At 71.2% G+C, this 17,974-nt stretch carries 20 protein-coding genes and 1 riboswitch; of the genes, 14 read left to right on the plus strand and 6 right to left on the minus strand.

Translation table 11 applies throughout. The features are described 5' to 3' along the window. Position 1: 1 nt before the first annotated feature. Both OC550_RS12085 and OC550_RS12090 read right to left on the minus strand, forming a co-directional pair. Positions 2 to 421 carry an arsenate reductase ArsC gene (locus OC550_RS12085; protein WP_262106013.1) on the minus strand — a complete coding sequence of 140 codons (420 nt, stop codon included), beginning with the start codon at positions 419 to 421 and terminating at the stop codon, positions 2 to 4. Between the two features lie 50 nt (positions 422 to 471). Continuing rightward, positions 472 to 1,155, minus strand: coding sequence for a helix-turn-helix domain-containing protein (locus tag OC550_RS12090; protein ID WP_262106014.1), 684 nt, complete (start codon positions 1,153 to 1,155; stop codon positions 472 to 474). 46 nt (positions 1,156 to 1,201) lie between these two features. Between OC550_RS12090 and OC550_RS12095 the strand changes: the two genes are divergently transcribed. The 3 genes from OC550_RS12095 (at position 1,202) to OC550_RS12105 (ending at position 3,469) form a co-directional block, all read left to right on the plus strand. Then, positions 1,202 to 1,918: an MIP/aquaporin family protein gene (locus OC550_RS12095; RefSeq protein ID WP_262106015.1), complete on the plus strand. Its 717-nt coding sequence runs from the start codon at positions 1,202 to 1,204 to the stop codon at positions 1,916 to 1,918. A 102-nt stretch (positions 1,919 to 2,020) separates the two neighbouring features. Beyond that, positions 2,021 to 3,094 carry an alkene reductase gene (locus tag OC550_RS12100; protein WP_262106016.1) on the plus strand — a complete coding sequence of 358 codons (1,074 nt, stop codon included), beginning with the start codon at positions 2,021 to 2,023 and terminating at the stop codon, positions 3,092 to 3,094. Positions 3,095 to 3,322: 228 nt separating this feature from the next. Further along, positions 3,323 to 3,469, plus strand: coding sequence for a hypothetical protein (locus OC550_RS12105; RefSeq protein ID WP_262106017.1), 147 nt, complete (start codon positions 3,323 to 3,325; stop codon positions 3,467 to 3,469). Between the two features lie 138 nt (positions 3,470 to 3,607). Here OC550_RS12105 and OC550_RS12110 read toward each other — a convergent pair whose 3' ends face one another. Beyond that, positions 3,608 to 4,306 (minus strand): TetR/AcrR family transcriptional regulator C-terminal domain-containing protein, encoded by a 699-nt coding sequence (locus OC550_RS12110; protein ID WP_262106018.1) that lies wholly within the window; start codon positions 4,304 to 4,306, stop codon positions 3,608 to 3,610. Positions 4,307 to 4,376: 70 nt separating this feature from the next. Here OC550_RS12110 and bioB point away from each other — a divergent pair, with 70 nt between their 5' ends. From bioB to OC550_RS12160, 10 genes are all read left to right on the plus strand, one after another. Next, positions 4,377 to 5,513, plus strand: a complete 1,137-nt coding sequence (gene bioB, locus OC550_RS12115) for a biotin synthase BioB (protein WP_262106019.1) — start codon at positions 4,377 to 4,379, stop codon at positions 5,511 to 5,513. A gap of 82 nt (positions 5,514 to 5,595) precedes the next feature. Next, positions 5,596 to 6,900 (plus strand): adenosylmethionine--8-amino-7-oxononanoate transaminase, encoded by a 1,305-nt coding sequence (locus OC550_RS12120; RefSeq protein ID WP_262106336.1) that lies wholly within the window; start codon positions 5,596 to 5,598, stop codon positions 6,898 to 6,900. A gap of 8 nt (positions 6,901 to 6,908) precedes the next feature. Then, complete coding sequence (locus OC550_RS12125) at positions 6,909 to 8,117, plus strand: 8-amino-7-oxononanoate synthase (protein WP_262106337.1); 1,209 nt, start codon at positions 6,909 to 6,911, stop codon at positions 8,115 to 8,117. After that, positions 8,114 to 9,184: a cytochrome P450 gene (locus tag OC550_RS12130; protein WP_262106020.1), complete on the plus strand. Its 1,071-nt coding sequence runs from the start codon at positions 8,114 to 8,116 to the stop codon at positions 9,182 to 9,184. Before OC550_RS12125 ends, OC550_RS12130 begins: the two co-directional genes overlap by 4 nt. Further along, positions 9,181 to 9,984, plus strand: a complete 804-nt coding sequence (bioD, locus tag OC550_RS12135; RefSeq protein ID WP_262106021.1) for a dethiobiotin synthase — start codon at positions 9,181 to 9,183, stop codon at positions 9,982 to 9,984. Before OC550_RS12130 ends, bioD begins: the two co-directional genes overlap by 4 nt. A gap of 59 nt (positions 9,985 to 10,043) precedes the next feature. After that, a riboswitch (cyclic di-AMP (ydaO/yuaA leader) is annotated at positions 10,044 to 10,215 on the plus strand. A 3-nt stretch (positions 10,216 to 10,218) separates the two neighbouring features. After that, on the plus strand, positions 10,219 to 11,088 hold the full coding sequence (locus OC550_RS12140; RefSeq protein WP_262106022.1) for a LysM peptidoglycan-binding domain-containing C40 family peptidase: 870 nt from the start codon (positions 10,219 to 10,221) through the stop codon (positions 11,086 to 11,088). Positions 11,089 to 11,362: 274 nt separating this feature from the next. Then, positions 11,363 to 11,824, plus strand: coding sequence for a hypothetical protein (locus OC550_RS12145; protein ID WP_262106023.1), 462 nt, complete (start codon positions 11,363 to 11,365; stop codon positions 11,822 to 11,824). Between the two features lie 67 nt (positions 11,825 to 11,891). Continuing rightward, positions 11,892 to 12,506 carry a hypothetical protein gene (locus OC550_RS12150; RefSeq protein ID WP_262106024.1) on the plus strand — a complete coding sequence of 205 codons (615 nt, stop codon included), beginning with the start codon at positions 11,892 to 11,894 and terminating at the stop codon, positions 12,504 to 12,506. A 46-nt stretch (positions 12,507 to 12,552) separates the two neighbouring features. Further along, on the plus strand, positions 12,553 to 13,917 hold the full coding sequence (locus OC550_RS12155; RefSeq protein ID WP_262106025.1) for a sensor histidine kinase: 1,365 nt from the start codon (positions 12,553 to 12,555) through the stop codon (positions 13,915 to 13,917). Next, positions 13,910 to 14,608: a response regulator transcription factor gene (locus tag OC550_RS12160; protein ID WP_262106026.1), complete on the plus strand. Its 699-nt coding sequence runs from the start codon at positions 13,910 to 13,912 to the stop codon at positions 14,606 to 14,608. Before OC550_RS12155 ends, OC550_RS12160 begins: the two co-directional genes overlap by 8 nt. A gap of 39 nt (positions 14,609 to 14,647) precedes the next feature. Here the strand turns inward: OC550_RS12160 and OC550_RS12165 are convergent, their stop codons facing one another. Then, the gene (locus OC550_RS12165; RefSeq protein WP_262106027.1) at positions 14,648 to 14,881 is read right to left on the minus strand and encodes a hypothetical protein; all 234 of its coding nucleotides are present in this window, start codon (positions 14,879 to 14,881) and stop codon (positions 14,648 to 14,650) included. A gap of 134 nt (positions 14,882 to 15,015) precedes the next feature. On the opposite strand from OC550_RS12165, the gene OC550_RS12170 reads away from it, so the two are divergent. Further along, entirely contained in the window at positions 15,016 to 15,954 is a 939-nt protein-coding gene (locus OC550_RS12170) for a hypothetical protein (protein ID WP_262106028.1), read from the plus strand. 2 nt (positions 15,955 to 15,956) lie between these two features. Here the strand turns inward: OC550_RS12170 and OC550_RS12175 are convergent, their stop codons facing one another. Then, complete coding sequence (locus OC550_RS12175) at positions 15,957 to 16,364, minus strand: hypothetical protein (protein ID WP_306556921.1); 408 nt, start codon at positions 16,362 to 16,364, stop codon at positions 15,957 to 15,959. Positions 16,365 to 16,440: 76 nt separating this feature from the next. Continuing rightward, on the minus strand, positions 16,441 to 17,958 hold the full coding sequence (locus OC550_RS12180; RefSeq protein ID WP_262106029.1) for an MDR family MFS transporter: 1,518 nt from the start codon (positions 17,956 to 17,958) through the stop codon (positions 16,441 to 16,443). Positions 17,959 to 17,974: the final 16 nt, after the last annotated feature.

The raw sequence follows: 17,974 nt of genomic DNA on the forward strand, positions 1-17,974 counted from the left end.
GTTACTTGGCGGGCAGGAGTTCGGAGATCAGGGTCTGGATGCGGCCCTTGATGTCGTCACGTATGGGGCGGACGGAGTCCACGCCCTTGCCGGCCGGGTCCTCGAGCACCCAGTCCTCGTAGCGCTTTCCCGGGAAGTACGGGCATTCGTCGCCGCAGCCCATCGTCACGACCACATCGGAGTCCTTGACCGCCTCGGTGGTCAGAACCTTGGGCAGTTCGGCGGAGATGTCGATGCCTTCTTCGCGCATGGCCTCGACGGCGGCGGGGTTGACCTGGTCCGCGGGCTGGGATCCAGCAGAGCGGACCTCGATGGCACCCTGGGCCAGGTGGGTGAGGTAGGCGGCGGCCATCTGGGAACGACCGGCGTTGTGCACGCAGACGAACAGGACGGACGGTTTCTTGACGGTCTCGGTAGTCATGAAGGGATCCTTGGGTAGCGGGTCAGGTGGTGGGGGTCGGTTAGTGCGGGTCAGTTTGCGGCGGCGGGCGCGAGCAGCGGGGCGAGGTTCTCCACGCGGCGGTCCAGCTCCTCCAGTGCCAGGTCGAAGGCTTCCGGAGTGCCGGCGCGGATAGGATCCGGGATGGACCAGTGGACGTCGGTTTTCAGGTCCAGTTCCTCGTGCGCCCGGTCGCAGACGGTGATGATCAGGTCAGCGTCGCTGCGGACTTCGGCGACCTGCCGGGGTTTGACCCGGGGCAGTGGCAGATGATGCCGTTCTGCGGCCGCGATGGCTCCGGGCGCGATGCTGGCGGCCGGGTGGGTCCCGGCCGAGGCCGCGGGCACTTCGCTCGCCCGGCGCCACAGCGCAGCGGCCAAGTGGGAACGGGCGGAATTGGCAGTACAGACGAACAGCACACGGGCAGCCGGGCGTGCAGCCCCGGGGCGGAGGGCGTCCAGGACGCCGGGAACGATCTGCAGGTAGGTCCGCCGCCGGTCCCCTTCGGACCGGCTGCGGACAACCAGCCCCACGCCCTCGAGGACCTTCAGGTGGTGCGCCATCAGGTTCGACGGCATCGACAGCAGCCCTGCCAGCTCCGACGGCGAGGCGTCCCCCACCAGCAGCAGGTCGACAATCCGCAGCCGGGCCGGGTCGGCCAGGGCGGCGTGCAGGGCCACCCGCCGCCCCAGGCCGTCATTTAGCTCAGTTTCCATTGAGTCAATTTTGACTGAGGCGCCTGGTTTCTGTCAATTTTGTTCCATGACAACTTCTGAAGCGGCGGTCGTGCCGTCCCTGAGCCGCCGCCTGTTCGCCGAGTTCCTGGGAACGGCAATGCTCGTAGCCATCGTGGTCGGCTCCGGCATCGCAGCCCAGAGCCTCTCGCCGAATGACGTCGGGCTGCAACTGCTGGAGAACTCCATTGCCACCACACTGGGTCTCGCCGTGCTGATCGTCGTGCTGGCACCGGTATCGGGGGCCCACTTCAATCCGGTGGTCTCACTGGCAGACTGGTTCCTCGGACGGCGCCATGCCCACGGGCTGACGCTGCCGGCTGCGGGCGCATACATCGTCGCTCAGGTGGCCGGCGGCATCGCCGGAGCAGTCCTGGCCAACCTGATGTTCGACATCCCGACCGCCATTTCCACCAAGGATCGCATCGGAACCGGGGTCTTCGTCGCCGAGATCGTCGCCACAGCCGGACTCGTTGCGGTCATCTTCGCCCTGGTGCGCACCGGGCGGGCGGCGACGCTGGCCGGTCCGGCCGTGGGGGCCTACATCGGCGCCGCGTACTGGTTCACCAGCTCCACGTCCTTTGCCAACCCGGCCGTGACGGTCGGGCGCATCTTCAGCGACACCTTCGCCGGCATCGACCCCGGCTCCGTCCTGCCGTTCGTGCTGGCCCAACTCATCGGCGGCGCGGTGGGCGCCGCCGCCGTCCTGGTGCTCTACCGGATTCCGGCTGCGCGCACCCGCTGATTCGCGCCGCCCGATTCCTCGCCCGGCTACCGCCGTCGGAATAACCGGGCGGGGCCCGGCCGTTGCCGCTTAGGAAGCCATCCGCAACCAAGGGAAACCCACGTGAGCCTCTTTACTCCCCTGTCCGTCGGCGCCCTCGACCTGCCGAACCGCCTCGTTATGGCCCCGCTGACCCGCCTGCGCTCCGGCAAGGACGGTGTGCCCGGCCCGCTGGTGGCCGAGCACTACCGGCAGCGCGCCTCGCTGGGCCTGATCGTGACCGAGGGAACGTACCCGAGCTTCGCCGGCCAGGCCTACGCGCACCAGCCCGGGCTGGTCACGGAGGAACAGATCGCGGGCTGGCGGCGCGTCGCCGAGGCGGTGCACGCCGACGGCGGACGCATCGTGGCGCAGGTGATGCATTCCGGCCGGGTCAGCCACCCGGCGACCAACGGCGGCCGCGACGTGGTGGCGCCCAGCGCCATCGCGATCGACGGCGAGACCCATACCTATGAGGGCAAGAAGCCCTACCCGGTCCCCCGCGCCCTGGACACGGACGAGCTGCCCGGCATCATCGATGAGTTCGTGCGGGCCTCGAGGAACGCCATCGACGCCGGGCTCGACGGCGTGGAGCTGCACTCCGCCAACGGGTACCTGCTGCATGAATTCCTGGCGCCGTCGTCCAACCAGCGGACCGATGCCTACGGAGGTTCCCCGAAGAACCGCGCCCGCCTCGTCGCGGAAGTAGCCGCCGCCGTCGTACAGGAAATTGGTGCGGACCGCGTTGGCATCCGTATCTCGCCCGAGCACAACGTCCAGGATGTGCTGGAGGCCGACCCGGAGGAAACCCGCGCCACCTACGCCGCATTGCTGGACCGGCTGGCGCCCCTGGGCCTGGCCTACCTGAGCATCCTGCACAAGGACCCCGCAGGCCCGCTGGTCCAGGACCTGCGCGCCCGCTTCGGCGGCGCGGTGCTGGTCAACACCGGCTTCAGCGTGGTCACTACCCGCGAGGAAGCCCTCGCCATCCTCGACGACGGGCTGGCCGACGGCGTAGTGGTCGGCCGCCCGGCCCTCGCCAACCCGGACCTGGTGCGCCGCTGGCAGGAGGACCGGCCGCTAAACACGCCGGATCCGAAGACGTTCTACACAGAGGGACCCTCCGGCTACACGGACTACCCCGCCCTGGCCAACTAGGCCGCCCGGTGCGCCGCCCCCCGCGGCGCACCTAAGCTGGCGGGATGCCCTTCCCCCGCCTGGTGGCAGCCCCGGCTCCGGACCAGCACGCTCAGCGCCGCCCTGACCTTCGGCGAACTTGCCCTGGCCACCGACGACCGCCATCCGGGACGACGGGAGGTAACCGGAGTACGGTGGAAGCACAAGTCCGCCCCGTGCGGCGGACGCTTCTGTTGGAGGACAGCAGCCATGGCACAACCAACAATCCCGCAGGAATTCGACCGCAGGCACAGCGAAGACGCCGTGGAGGGCGAGCCGGAGCAGTCCGTGCAGATGCCGCATCCGCACTCCCAAGACGCGGCAGAGGGCCCGGATATCGAGGAAGCCCCGCGGTAGGGCCTGTCTCTCGTCCTGGCCGGGTTGAAAGGAGCGGCAACCCAACTCCGGCCCGCAGTCTATGGCGAACTCAGCCAGACGGAAGGAGTCCTGTGCGTTGCAGCCAGGACCCAGGCAACCGTGCGGCGCCGAAGCGGCTCAGGATCGGCCGGCCAGACCCAGCCCCGCGAGGACAGCGTCCACCCCGAAGAGGAACGCCTCGTCGTCGTTGTTTCGCTCCGCCCCTTCCGGCAGCAGGCCGGCGGCGGCGAGGTCGGCATGCGTCTGCTCCTCCGCCACCGAGCCCAGGATGCAGTGGGTCAGCGTGCGCGCGCCCCAGGCCGCGTGCTGCGCGCTCAGCCCCCCGCGCTCGAGCAGCCGGCGCAGGGTGCTGATGGCCGGGAGCGCCTCCGGGGTCATCGCCTGCGCCAGCGAGACGACATCCGCACCGTCCCGCACGGACAGCAGGGCCGACCGGATGTCCAGGGCCAGCTGCCGGACGGGCTCACGGCCGTCGCCGGAGGACCCGGCCCCCGGAGTGCCGACGGCGCCGACGGCGCCGACGGCCTGGTCGTCGAGGCCGTCGGGACGGCCGCCGTCCGGCTCCGGCACGGCGGCCAGGATCTGCGCGGCCAGCACGCCCAGCAGTTCCTGCTTGTTCTTGACGTGCCAGTACAGCGCCCCGGGCTGCACGCCGAGGTCGCGGGCGAGCCGCCGCATCGACAGGTCTGCCAGTCCGTAGCTGCGCAGGATCTCCATCGCCGCGTCCTCGATCTGCCGGCGGGTCAGCGCCATCGGGTCCTCCTGTTGGGTCGTATCCGCCGCAGCGGCGGGCTCCAGTCCATCATGCCGCGTCATATTCGCCCCGCTCCTGAACACTGTTCAATATTGTCTTGACACGGCCGCTGGCCCTTCCAATACTTGAACGGTGTTCAATAACTTTAGCGACCTGGCCGCGAAACAGCTGGACGGCGGCACCCTGACCCGCGAGGAAGCCCTCGCCATCCTGCACTCGACGGACGACCAACTGCTCGACGTGGTGTCGGCCGCGGCCCGGCTCCGCCGCGCCCACTTCGCCAACACCGTCAAGGTGAACTACCTGGTGAACCTGAAGTCCGGCCTCTGCCCGGAGGACTGCACCTACTGTTCGCAGCGGCTGGGGTCGGCGGCCCAGATCCTCAAGTACACGTGGCTCAAGCCGGAGGAAGCGGCGGAGCAGGCGGCGACCGGCATCCGCGCCGGCGCCTCGCGCGTCTGCCTGGTGGCCAGCGGCAAGGGGCCCACGGACCGGGACGTGGACCGGGTGGCCGGCATGGTGGAGGGCCTGAAGGACGAGCACCCGCAGGTCGAGGTCTGCGCCTGCCTGGGCATCCTCAAGGACGGCCAGGCGGACCGGCTCAAGTCCGCCGGTGTCGACGCGTACAACCACAACCTCAACACCAGCGAGTCCAACTACGCGGACATCTGCACCACGCATGAATACGCCGACCGGGTCCGCACCGTGGAACACGCCAAGGGCGCCGGGCTCTCCCCATGCTCCGGCCTGATCGTCGGCATGGGCGAGTCTGACGAGGAATTGATCGACGCGGTGTTCGCGCTGCGCGACCTCGACGCCGACTCCATCCCGGTCAACTTCCTGATGCCGTTCGAGGGCACGCCGCTCGAGGGCACCTGGCTGCTCACCCCCGCGCACTGCCTGCGCATCCTCGCGCTGGTCCGCTTCGCCTGCCCGGACACGGAGCTGCGCATGGCCGGCGGCCGCGAAATGCACCTGCGCTCGCTCCAGCCGCTGGCGCTGCAGGTGGCCAACTCCCTCTTCCTCGGCGACTACCTCACCAGCGAGGGGCAGGCCGCGAAGGCCGACCTCGAGATGATCTCGGACAACGGCTTCGTGGTGCTCGGCGCGGACAGTGCCGCGGTACCGGCGGAGGAGAAGCACGACGGCGGCGCGGCGGCTCCGGCGTCCGAGCCCGCCTCGGCAGCGGCGGACCTTGACGATCCAGCGGTCGCCCCGGTCACGATCCGCCGGCGCGGCGCCGGAACCCAGCTCGCACCGAACGCCTAGGCGCGCCGTGGCAGTGCAGTCCCCCGCCGGCGTCGTTCCCGGCACCGTTCTTACCGCTACGCCGGCTTCCGGCGCCGAAACCATCCGGCGCGACCGCGGCCTGCTCTGGCACCCCTATGCCCCGCTGGACGGCCCGGCGCCCTACGCCGTCGAGGGCGCCGCCGGCGTCCGGCTGCGGCTGCAGGCGGACGACGGCGAGCGCTTCGAGGCCGTCGACGCGATGAGCTCGTGGTGGTCCATGATCCACGGCTACCGCAACCCGGTGCTGGACGAGGCGCTGCGGCGGCAGTCCGAGCGGTTCAGCCACGTCATGTTCGGCGGGCTGACGCACGAGCCGGCGGTGCGGCTGGCCGAGCAGCTGGTCCGGCTCGCACCGCAGCCGCTGGAGCACGTGTTCCTCGCCGACTCCGGCTCGGTCTCGGTGGAGGTGGCGCTCAAGCTCACCGTGCAGTACCAGGCGGCGACGGGGCGGCCGGAGCGGCAGCGCTTCCTCGCGCTGCGCGGCGGCTACCACGGTGACACCTTTGCGGCCATGAGCGTCTGCGATCCGGTGGACGGCATGCACTCGGCCTTTCCCGGGCTGGTGGCGCAGCAGGAGTTCCTGCCGCGTCCGCCCGCGGCGCGGTTGAATAACGACGGCGATCTGGTCGCCGATGCGGCGGAGGTGGCGGGCTGGATCGCCGCGCTCGAGGAGACCGTTGCCCGGCAGGCCGGCGGGCTCGCCGGAATCATCGTGGAGCCGGTCCTGCAGGGTGCCGGCGGCATGTTCGCCTACGCCCCGGAGTGCCTGCGTGCGGCGCGGCGGGTGGCGGACGAGCACGGCCTGCTGCTGGTCTTCGACGAGATCGCCACCGGCTTCGGCCGCACGGGCCGGCTCTTCGCTGCGGAATGGGCCGGGGTCTCGCCGGACATCATGTGCGTGGGCAAGGCCCTGACCGGCGGCTACCTCACGCTGGCGGCCGTGCTCTGCTCCGCCCGGGTCGCCTCGGCCATCACGGACTCGGAGTTCCGGGCGCTGCTGCACGGGCCGACCTTCATGGGGAATCCGCTGGCCTGTGCGGTCGCCTCCGCATCGCTGGACCTGCTGGAGGCCAACGGGTGGCGGCAGCAGGTCCGCGGGATCGAGCAGAGCCTGGCCGCCGGGCTGGCCCCGGCCGCCGCACTGGATTCCGTGCGCGAGGTGCGCGTGCTCGGCGCCGTCGGCGTGGTCCAGCTGGACGGGCCCGTGGACGTCTCCGCCCTCACCCGGGCCGCGCTGGAACGCGGCGTCTGGGTCCGCCCGTTCCGGGACTTGGTTTACACCATGCCGCCCTACATCTCCTCCGCGGCCGATGTCGCCGCCATCGGGGCCGGAATCACCGCCGCCATTGCAGAGGTGCACGGCTGATGGGCACCATGCAGCGGTGGCTGGAGGACCAGGCCCGGGTGCGGCGCCGGCGCGGGATCGTCCGGCAGGCGGCCGTCCGGACCGGCGCCGCGGGCCCGGCGCCCTCGGGTTCCGCCCCGCCCGAGGCCAGTCGGCCCACGGCCCGCCCGGTACTCGACCTCGCCTCCAACGACTACCTGGGCCTCTCGACGGACCCGCGGCTGAAGGCTGCGGCGATCGGGGCCATCGACCGCTACGGCACCGGCGCGCGGGCGTCTCGCGTGGTCACCGGGACCCTGCCCGTCCACGCCGAACTCGAGGCCGAACTGTGCCGGCTGACCGGGCAGCCGGCCGCCCTCGCCTTCTCCAGCGGCTACGCCGCGAACCTCGGCGTGCTGACGGCCCTCGGCGGCCCGGGCACGCTGCTGCTCAGCGACGAGCACAGCCACGCCTCGCTGATCGATGCCGCCCGGCTCTCGCGTTCGCCGGTCGAAGTCTTCCCCCACGGGGACCTGGCCGCGCTGCGGACCATGCTGGCCGCGCGCACGCAGCCGCGCGCCGTCGTCGTTGTCGAGTCCATCTACTCGGTGCTCGGCGACGCCGCCGACCTGGCCGAAACTGCCCGGCTCTGCGCAGAGCACGACGCCCTGCTGGTGGTCGACGAGGCGCACGGGATCGGGGTTGCCGGCGGGGGCCGCGGCGCGGTGCATGCCGCAGGGCTGGCCGGAGCCGACCACGTGGTGCTCACGGCGACGCTGTCCAAGGCGCTCGGCGCCCAGGGCGGTGCCGTGCTGGGCTCCGGCGCGCTCCGCGGCCATCTGGTTAATACGGCCCGCAGCTTTATCTTCGACACCGGGCTGGCCCCGGCCTCGGCGGCCGCGGCGGCGGAGGCCTGCCGGATCATCGCGGCCGAGCCGCAGCTGGCGGGCCGGGTCCTCTCGAACGCCGCCGTCCTGGCGCTGGGCTGCGGCGTCCCGCAGGCAGCCGGCGCGGTGCAGTCCGTCCCGGGCGGCGATCCGGAGCGCGCCGCCTCCATCGCGGCGGAGCTGGAGGCGGCCGGCGTGCTGGTGGGCTGCTTCCGGCCGCCCAGCGTGCCGGACGGCATCTCGCGGCTGCGGCTGACCGCCCGCGCAGACTTCACCGCGGAGGAGACCAGCAGGGCCGCCGAGCTGGTCACGGCCCGGCTGGTCGCGGCCGGGCTGGCACCGGCGGTCCAGGCAGCCCAGGCGGTCCGATGAACTTCCACGTCGTCACCGATCCGGCGCAGGTCCGCGAGGTCATGCGCCGCACGGAAGATTTCCTCCCGACTAACGCGCTCACCGCCGTCGTTCCCTTGACCCCGGCAGCGCTGCGCATCCTCAGCCGCGCCCGCTTCGCGCTGCCGCCGGTGCTTGCCTCCGCGACCGGCGAGGCGCACCTGCGCGTGCGCCGCCTGGTCGCCGGCTTCTTCACCCCCGCGAAGGTCGCAGCGGTCACTCCCCGGGTGCGCGAGCTGGCGCAAAAGCGCTGCGCCGAGGCCGCAGCGGCGCTGCACGGCGGGCCGGTCGACCTGGCGGACGTGGTCGCCAAGCACGTCCCGCCCGTGGTGATGGCGGAGCTGATCGGAACCGGCCTGCCGGATCTGGACACGCTGAAGCGCTGGAGCCGCGACTCGCTGGAACTGTTCTGGGGCTGGCCGGACGCCGACCGCCAGCCGGCGCTGGCCGGGAGCGCCGCGGAGTTCTACACCTGGCTCCGCGGCGAAGTCGCCGCCGCCCGGGGCACGGACACGCTGTTCGGCGTGCTGGATCGCGCGGGCCTCAAGCCCGCCGAAATCTGCTCGCTGGGCTACTTCCTGGTGATCGCCGGGCAGGAAACGACCGCCCAGCTGATCGCCACCACGCTCTACCGCACGCTGCAGCACCCGGACCGGTGGCAGCTGCTCGCGGCCGGCGGTTCCGCCCGGGACCTGGTTCGGCAGGTGCTCGCGACCGAATCATCGGTCCATACCTGGCGCCGCGCCGCCGCCCGCGCCACCGAGCTGGACGGCACCATGCTGCCCGCCGGAGCCGAGATCGTGCTGGAACTCAGCGGCCACCACGCACCCGACGCGGGTGGAACGGCCTACTCCCTGGCGTTCGGCCACGGGCTGCACCGGTGCCTCGGCGCGAAGCTGGCCGAGCTGGAGACCACGCTGGTGCTCGAGGAGACGGCCCGCGCGCTGCCCAGGGTGCGGCTGCACGGGCGGGACCCCGCGTGGCTGCGCCTGCTGTCCTTCCAGAGCCCGCATACCGTCGTCGTCCGGCAGGAGCCCGAATCCCCATGACCATCCCTACACACTCCGCCGCACAGCCCCTCGACCCGGACATCGCCACCGGAATCCGGGGGCTGCCGCGCATCATCTTCGTCACGGGCACGGACACCGGCGTGGGCAAGACCAGGACGACGGCGGCGCTTGCCTCAGCCCTGTCCGGTTACCGGGACGGGACGGTGGCGGTCTACAAGCCGGCGCAGACGGGCGTGGCTCCGGATGAGCCCGGCGACATCGACGAGGTGCGCAGGCTCTCCGGCGTGGACCGGGTCTCGGAGGGCGTCCGGCTGCTCCACCCGATGGCCCCGCCCGCGGCCGCGCGCCGGGAAGGGGCGGTCCTGCCCGGCCTGGACGACCACGTCCGGCGCATCCGGGCCGAGGCCGAAACGGCCTCCCATGTGCTGGTCGAGGGCGCCGGCGGGCTGCTGGTCGAGCTGGACGGCGAAGGGCACACCCTGGCGGACCTGGCCGCCTGCTTCCCGGACGACTCGGCGACCATCGTCGTTGTCCGCAGCGGCCTGGGAACCCTCAACCACACGCTGCTCACGCTCGAGGCCCTGCGTACCCGAAAGCTGCCGGTGGCCGGCCTCGTGATCGGCTGCTGGCCGTCCGATCCCGAACCCGTTGAAACGGACAATCTCAAATTTTTCTACGGTCTTAATACCCCCTTCCTTGGTGCCGTACCGGCGGGAGCATCGTCCCTAGTCAAGGCCGACTTGCTCGATCAAGAACCAACTGTGGATGAACATAATGTGAATGTGACGTTGTCCACAACTGCCCGGATCCGAGTTGGTGGTTACCAAACCGTTATGTAGTGTTATCGAAGCGTCGGGCCCCTACCCGGCCAGCTCGAGTGGATTGCCTAACTCTGCCACCACAATTCGAGCCCCGTTCAGTAACCGCTGGCAGAGGCGGGGGACCCAAGTTTTTCGGGCTTCCATGAAGCCCTTGGGGTTAAGCCGAGGAGTACGTTCCGTACTGCTCCACGGCCGGGTGACTCCCATCCGAACCCGACAGCTCACCTCGTAGGCATTGGGAGAGGCACAACTGTGTTCACGAACAATTCGGCGCGCCACCGCGCTACTCCGGCCCGCAACTTCCTCATCAGCGAGGCCACCAAGTCCGTTTCCGCCAACGCTGGCAAGGTCGGCCGCGGCGCCGCCGTTGTCACCGCCGGTGCAGGCCTGATGCTCGGTGCGGGCATGCCCGCCGCCAACGCCGCAGGCAGCGCCCCCGACCACTCCGCCGCCTACGTGGCGCCGGCCGGTGCCGCCGAAGCCGCTGCTTCCGAGGCCCCCGCCACCTCCCACACCGTCAAGCCGGGCGACACCCTCGGTGCCATCGCCAGCCAGCACGGCGTGGCCCTGGAAGACGTCTTCGCCGCGAACGGCCTGGGCATGGATTCCGTCATCTACCCCGGTGACGTTATCGCCCTCTCCGGTGCCGCCGCCGACGCCGCTCCGGCTGCCCCGGCCCCCGCCGCCGAGGCCCCCGCTGCCGAGGCTCCGGCCCCGCAGGTCGAGGCCGCCCCGGCCGGGAGCATGAACGTCTCCCTGGCCAGCGCCGAGATCTCCCCGGCTTCCGCCACCTCCGGCCTGGCCGGCATCGCCAAGTCGATGGTCGGCACCCCCTACGTCTGGGGCGGTAACACCCCGGCCGGCTGGGACTGCTCCGGCTTCACCAAGTGGGTCTACGCCCAGGCCGGAATCGACCTGCCCCGCACCAGCCAGGCCCAGGCCGCTGCCCTGACCCCGACCAGCAACCCGAAGCCGGGCGACCTGGTGTCGCAGAACGGCGGAAGCCACATCGGCATCTACCTCGGCGGCGGCAAGATGGTCAGCGCCCTGAACCCGGGCGACGGCACCCTGGTCCACCCGACCAGCTGGATGAGCGTCGACGGCTACTACACCGCCGGCTAAGGCCAAAGCTTCCCGGGCCGGCCCTTCCCCCATCGGCCGTCCCGGGATTACGGAGCCGCCCCGCAGGAGTCATTCCTGCGGGGCGGCTCCTTTTAACTTCGGAACCCGGGAACGGCTCATGCCTCCGCGGGCTGCTGGAAACCGGCACTCCCCCGGGGTGGCCGGAAATCGCCTCGGCGCCTGGCGGACCAGGCGTTCCGGTTCCCCCTTCCGAGGGAGCCGATCCGCCCGTCCGGGGGATCTCCGGCGGCCGGCGCGCGGCCAGACTCAAGCCATGACTACTTCACCCGCACCATCCCCTGGTCCCCTGCCGCCCTCTGGTCCGCCGACGGACGCCGGCTCCGGACGGCCCCGCCGCCTCTCCGCGCGTGCCATGCTTTCCGCCGCCCCGCTGGCCACCGCGGTAGCCGCATTCGCGTACGCCGCCGCAGCCTTCGCCGTCGTTCTCTCCGGCCAGAAGCTGCCCCTTGCCGACCCCGCCGTACCGGTGGAACTGGCCCCGCTGAACGGTCCGCTCGGCGAGGTGCTCAGGTACCTGCTGCCCGCCGCCGCCGTCCTCGGCGGCGGGCTGGCGCTGGCGGTCCACGTACGCCGGCGCCCGGGTCGGCTGCTCGCCGGTGCCGCCGCCGGGTATGCCGTCCTCTATTCCGCTGTGGTCCTGCTGCTCATCGTGGACACCCGGCTCCTGACGATGCTGGGCTACGGTCCCGTTCCTGCTGGTCCTCGCCTTCACTGACCCGGCGGCCCTGCCGGAGGACTACGGCTGGCCGATCGTTGGGCACCAGCTCGTACTGCTGGCCGGGATGGCCCTCTGGGGCATGACCGCCGCCGCCGGCCTCCGCACGTCCTCGGGCGCGTGCCTGCGCTGCGGCCGCAGGGACGGCGGCCTCGGCTGGTTCACCGCCGGCGCCGCCCGCCGCTGGGGTACGCCCGTGACCCTCGCCGCCGCGGCGGTTCCCGCGGCCTATGGAGCCACACGGTTCGCCTGGGCCGCCGGAATCCCGCTCGGGATCAGCCCGGAATTCCTGGCCATGATGCAGGAGACCGGCATGGTCTACGCCGGCCTCGGCCTGGCCTCGATGGCGCTGCTGGGGACGCTCCTGACGCTGGGGCTCATCCAGCGCTGGGGTTCGGTCTTTCCCCGCTGGATTCCCTGGCTGGGCGGACGCCGGGTGCCGATCCTGCTCGCGGCCATTCCGGCCGGCCTGGTCTCCGTCGTGGTTGTCCCGGCCGGCGCCACCTACCTGAGGATCTTCACCTCGGGAATCTCCACCGGCATCCCGTTCGATGCGGTCAACTGGGCCACAGGCGCGCCCACCCTGCTCTGGGTCGTGTGGGGCCCGCTGCTGGCGGCTGCCACGCTGGCCTACTACCTGAAGCGGCGCACCGGCTGCCCCCGCTGCGGGCGCGAAGGCTGACCGGGTGCGGGAGCATCCTGTCGGCGGGATAGGCAAGAATAGGGCCATGACCGAGTCGCGCCGCCCAATGGCACGGCGGGCAGGGCTGATCTTCAGGCACTTTGTGTTCATGATGATCGGCGCCCTGCTGGCCGTGCCGTATTTCGCGGTGTTCATCTGGGCCACGCAGCTGGCGGCGGTGAGTGCCGGCCTGGCGTCGTTCGCCTTCGCGATCCTTTTCGTCCTCCTGGCCGTCCCCGCGCTGCTGTCCGTGACGCGTGAACTCGAGCGCACGGCCGTGCGTGAGCTGCTGGCGGTGGACCTGCCCGGCCCGCCGGGCGTGTCCGCCCTGCCCGGCAGGCCCGGCTTCGGCCGGCCCTGGCGCGGCGCGGCCTGGTACCTGGCCCACCTGTTGTCCGGGTCCCTGCTGCTGCTCGCCCTGGTGGTTGCCGGCCCCGTGGTCCTTTCGATCACCTTCTCCTGGGTCGCAGGGCGGCGGCAGGCCGTCGCGGAGGTGGCCGCCGCCGTCGTCCCCTTTGCGGATACGACGGCGGCCGCCCTGTGGGCGGTCGGGCTGGGTCTGGCCGTGCTGTTGTTCACGGTGTTGACCGGCAGCGCACTGCCGCACTGGGCCCGCGGCCTGCTCGGGCCCAGCCCCAAGGAGCGGGCCGTTCTGGACGAGGAGCGCGCCCGGGACGAGGCGCGGCGGAACGGACTGGCCCGGGAACTGCACGATTCGGTCGGGCACGCGCTGACCGTGACCACGCTGCAGGCCACGGCAGCCCAGGGCCTGCTGGCACGGGATCCCGCGGCAGCGGCTCGCGCCATGCAGGCCGTCGCCGAGACCGGCCGGACGGCCCTCGCGGAACTGGACCGCGTCATCGGCATCCTCCGGTCGCCCGTCCCCGAGGAACCCGCCGCCGGCCTTGAGGAACTCCCGCTCGTGCTCGCCCGTCTCGCCGGCCAGGGCCTGGAGGTGGAGCATGATCACGACGGCGAGGGGCTCTCCCGACTCCCCCGGGACGTCTCCGCCGCCGCGCTCCGGATCCTGCAGGAGGGCCTGACCAACGCCCTGAAATACGCGCACCCGACGCGGGCCCGGCTCCGGATCCGCGCCGACGCCGGCACCCTGCTGGTCCGGCTCAGCAACCCCGTGGCCGGGCGGCCTGTGGCTTCAACCCAAGATGCCGCTGCCGCGCCGGTACCTGCGGACGCCCCCTCCGCTGCCGGGGCTCCCCCTCCGGCCTCCGCCGGGGGCCGCGGCCTCGACGGCATCCGCGAACGCGCTCGGCTGGTCGGCGGGACCGCGCACGCCGCCATGGCTGACCGGCGGTGGATCCTCGAGGTCAGGCTTCCCGCTCCCCCGACACTTGAGCCCGCGGCCGTGAGACGGGCGGCAAACGCCGCCAACAGGAGTGACCCGCATGAGTGACCCGATCCGCATCCTTCTCGCCGACGACGAACCCCTGATCCGCTCCGGCCTGTCCGCCATCCTGTCCATGGAGGAGGACCTGGCCGTCGTCGGCGAAGCCGGCGACGGCGCGGAGGTCTGGACCCAGGTACGGCAGCTGGAACCCGACGTCGTGATGATGGACGTCCGGATGCCGCGGATGGACGGCATCGAAGCCACTGCTCAGCTCGTGGCCAACTCAGAGCGGCTCAACCGGGTGCCGCGGATTCTGATCCTGACCACGTTCGAGAGCGACGACTATGTCTATGACGCACTCAGGGCCGGTGCCGATGGCTTCCTCCTCAAGCGTGCTCGCCCCGACGAGCTCATCCGCACCGTGCGGGCCGTGGCGGCGGGCGAGTCCATTGTCTTCCCGGCCAAGCTGCGCGAACTCGTGGCCGGCAGGCAATCCCGCGGCCAGGGCGTTGCGGCGGGCGGACCAGCCACCGGGCAGGACCTCGTGTCGCGGGCGGGGCTCAGCGCCCGCGAAGCCGAGGTCCTGCGGCACGTGGCGGAGGGCTGCAGCAACCAGGAAATTGCCGCGCTGATGTTCCTCGGCATCGAGACCGTTAAGAGCCACATCGGCTCCATCCTGGCCAAGCTCGGTGTCCGGGACCGGACGCAGGCCGTCATCGCCGCCTACGAGTCCGGGTTCATCCGTCCCGGCCAGTAGCAGCTCTTGGTGCAGTCAGCGGAGCCGGGCCCCGGATAGCTACGCTCGGTCGGCCAGATCCGTATGCCCTGATTCGCGCGCACAGTGGGCGCAGCAGAAGATCTGCCCGCCGGCCTCCACGCCGTGGCCCAGGATCCGGCAGCTGCAGTGCGCGCAGGTCGGCGCCATCGCCTGGACCGCGCATTCGAAACTGTCGAAGGTCTTGGTCTCCGAGCCCTTCGTGATGGTGAAGGTCTTGTCGTAGGTGTTGCCGCAGGTATCGCAAGTCGCCATGATCAGGCTCCCTCTTCGATCGCGCCGGCCATCGGAGCCGCCGGCTGCCGTTGCCATATCCGGCACGAGCCAACTTACTCGCTGTCGCGCCAATTGCAACGTCCTCGGCCGGCCCCGCGGGTAAGGTGAGCTCCGTGGACCTCGTGACCATCGCCGTCGAACTGTACGCGCTGATGCCCGATGAGTTCACTGCGGCCCGGAACGCGAAGGCGAAGGAACTTGCCGCGGCCGGCGAGAAGGAGCTGGCCAAGGAGGTCAGGACGCTTCCGAAACCGTCCGCGGCGGCCTGGCTGGTCAACATGCTGGTGGCGCGGCGGCGCGAGGAAACGGACCAGGTGCTGGAACTGGGGGCGGCGCTGCGCGAGGCGCAGGAGGAGCTGGATCCTCGGCAGCTGAAGGAGCTCGGCCGGCAGCGTCACCAGGTGCTGGCCGCCGTCGTCAAGGAAGGTCGTTCGCTGGCCGGGGAACTCGGACATCCGGTCAGCGAGGCCATCGGTACCGAGGCAGAGCAGACGCTCCGGGCGGCGATGACGGATGCGGACGCGGCCGCCGCCGTGGCCAGCGGGCGGCTGGTCCGGTCCCTGACCGCCAGCGGGCTGGAGCCGGTAGAGCTCGACGGCGCCGTGGCAGGGCCGCTGCCCTCCGTGCGTTCGGCGCGGACCGGCCGACCGGCGAAATCGACCCGGCCCAAGGTGGTCGAGGAGCCGGTTACCGCTGGGAAACGGCGAACCGACCGGGCCGAGCGCGCCGAGCAGCGCAAGGCCGAGGAGGCGGCGCATGCCTCGCAGCAGGCCCGCGCGGAACTGGAGCGGGCCGAAAGGCGGGTGGCCAAGGCCGAGGCGGACGTGGAGAAGGCGCAGCATCGGCTCCAGGACGTGGAAGCGCGGCGGGAAGAACTGGCCGAAGAGCTGGCGGAGCTCAAGAACCGGATGCGCGACCTGGACAAGGACATCGCTGCCGCGGACCGGGAGGCGGATATTGCCCAGGGGGTCCAGGACGAGGCCGAGGCTGCCCTCGGCAAGCTTCAGGCCGAGGCGTACCGGGCGCGGAAGCGGCTGGACCAGCTCGGCTGACGCTAGTTTTCGCCGTTCTCCGGATCTTCAGCATTCTCGGCCGGCTCGGAATCCGCAGACTCGTCCGCCTGCTGGGAGGAGCCGGAGCAGCTCTGGCTCAGCTGCCGGACGGCTTCGGCGGGAACCTCGTCACCGGCCTGGGCAACCTGGTTGAGCGGCCCGGTGATGGACTCCGGCGCGCCGGCGGCCTCGGCCGCCGAGACCAGGCCAGCGAGGAACTGCTGCTCGGAGGCGCTGACTGCGCCGTCCTCGAGCACGCCGCAGATCTGGCCGGTCACTTCCTGGACGGCGGCGTCGGCGATGTCATTGACGGCCTGGTTCGCGGCGTCGGAGGCGGCATCCTCCACGGCGCTGCAGCCGGTGGCTAGGAGGGCGAGGGGCACAAGGATCAGGGCTGAGTAACGGCGCATCGTTGACCAAGCCTACCCGTCCGGGCCGGGAAACCCGGAACGGTGCACCCGCAGCGCAGGAGCCGTGCCGCCCGGCTCAGTGGGCCGGCGCGAGTTCTTCCGCCGGTGCCGCCGCCTGCGGCTGCCGGACGAAAAGGCCCGCGACGATGCCCAGCACCGAGATCACCGCGCCGCACAGGAAGGCGGCATGGATGCCCCCGGCCAGGGCGTGCTGCTCCCCTGCGCCGGCGGCCGCGAGGGCGGCCGACTGCAGCGTCATCACGGAGATGAACAGGGCCGTGCCGGCCGCACCGGCCAGCTGCTGCACCGTGCCGACCACCGCGGAACCGTGCGAATACAGTTCCGGCCGCAGCGACGCCAGCGCCGAGGTCAGCAGCGGCGTGAACGTCAGTCCCAGCCCCACGCTCAGGCACACGTGCGCGACCAGCACCAGGAACACCGGCGTCGTTTCATTCATCATCGCCAGGCCCCAGAACGCCAGGCTAACCAGGATGGACCCGGGCAGCACCAGGATGCGGGCGCCGCGGGCGTCGTAGATCCGGCCGACCACGGGCCCGAGCAGGCCCATGACCAGGCCGCCGGGCAGCAGCAGCGCACCGGTGGCCAGCGGATCCAGCCCGAGTACCGACTGCAGGTAGATCGGCAGCACGATGATCATGCCGAACAGCGCCATCATGAGCACGACGACCGTCAGGATGGAGATGGTGAAGGAGCGCGAGGCGAACGTGCGCAGGTCCAGCAGCGCCCGGTCCGCGCGCTCCAGCCGGCGCTGCCGGAGCACGAACAGCAGCAGTGCCACCCCGCCCACGACGAGCGGCAGCCACGCAGGCACCGTTCCCCCGCCGTGGGTCGCTTCGCCGAGCTGGCTCAGCCCGTAGATCAGGCCGCCGAAGGCGAAGGCCGACATGATGACGGACAGGACGTCGATCGGCTTGTGCTTGGGCTCGGTGACGTTCTGGATGCGCAGCAGGCCCATGGTCAGTGCGGCCAGGGCGATCGGCAGCACCAGCCAGAACATCCAGCGCCAGTCAAGAATGCTAAGGATGAAACCGGAAATCGTCGGGCCGATGGCGGGCGCCACGGAAATGACGATCGAGATGTTGCCCATGACCTTTCCCCGGGACGACGGCGGCACGAGCGTCATCACCGTGGTCATCAGCAGGGGCATCATGATCGCGGTTCCGGTCGCCTGGACCACCCGGCCCGCGAGCAGGACCTCGAACCCCGGTGCCAGCGCGGACACCAGGGTGCCCAGGCTGAACAGGCTCATCGCGGCGGCAAACACCGGCCGGGTGTTGAAGCGCTGGAGCAGGAAGCCCGTCACCGGGATCACGACCGCCATGGTCAGCATGAAGGCAGTCGTCAGCCATTGCGCCGCACCGGCCGTGATGTCCAGGTCCTCCATCAGGCGCGGCAGTGCCACACCCATGATGGTCTCGTTGAGGATCACCACGAACGCCGAAACCAGGAGCAGTGTGATCACCGTGCGGTCGCGCGGGGACAGCTTGTCCCCGACGGCCGCGGATTCAGTGGGCCCCTGAGGCGGCTGCTGCAGTGCCTGCTCGGACGCAAGGGTCGATTTGTTTTCAGGCACAGTTTTTCCTTAAGGA

Origin of the sequence: Arthrobacter sp. Marseille-P9274 (assembly GCF_946892675.1) — a bacterium.
Taxonomy (GTDB): Bacteria; Actinomycetota; Actinomycetes; order Actinomycetales; family Micrococcaceae; genus Crystallibacter.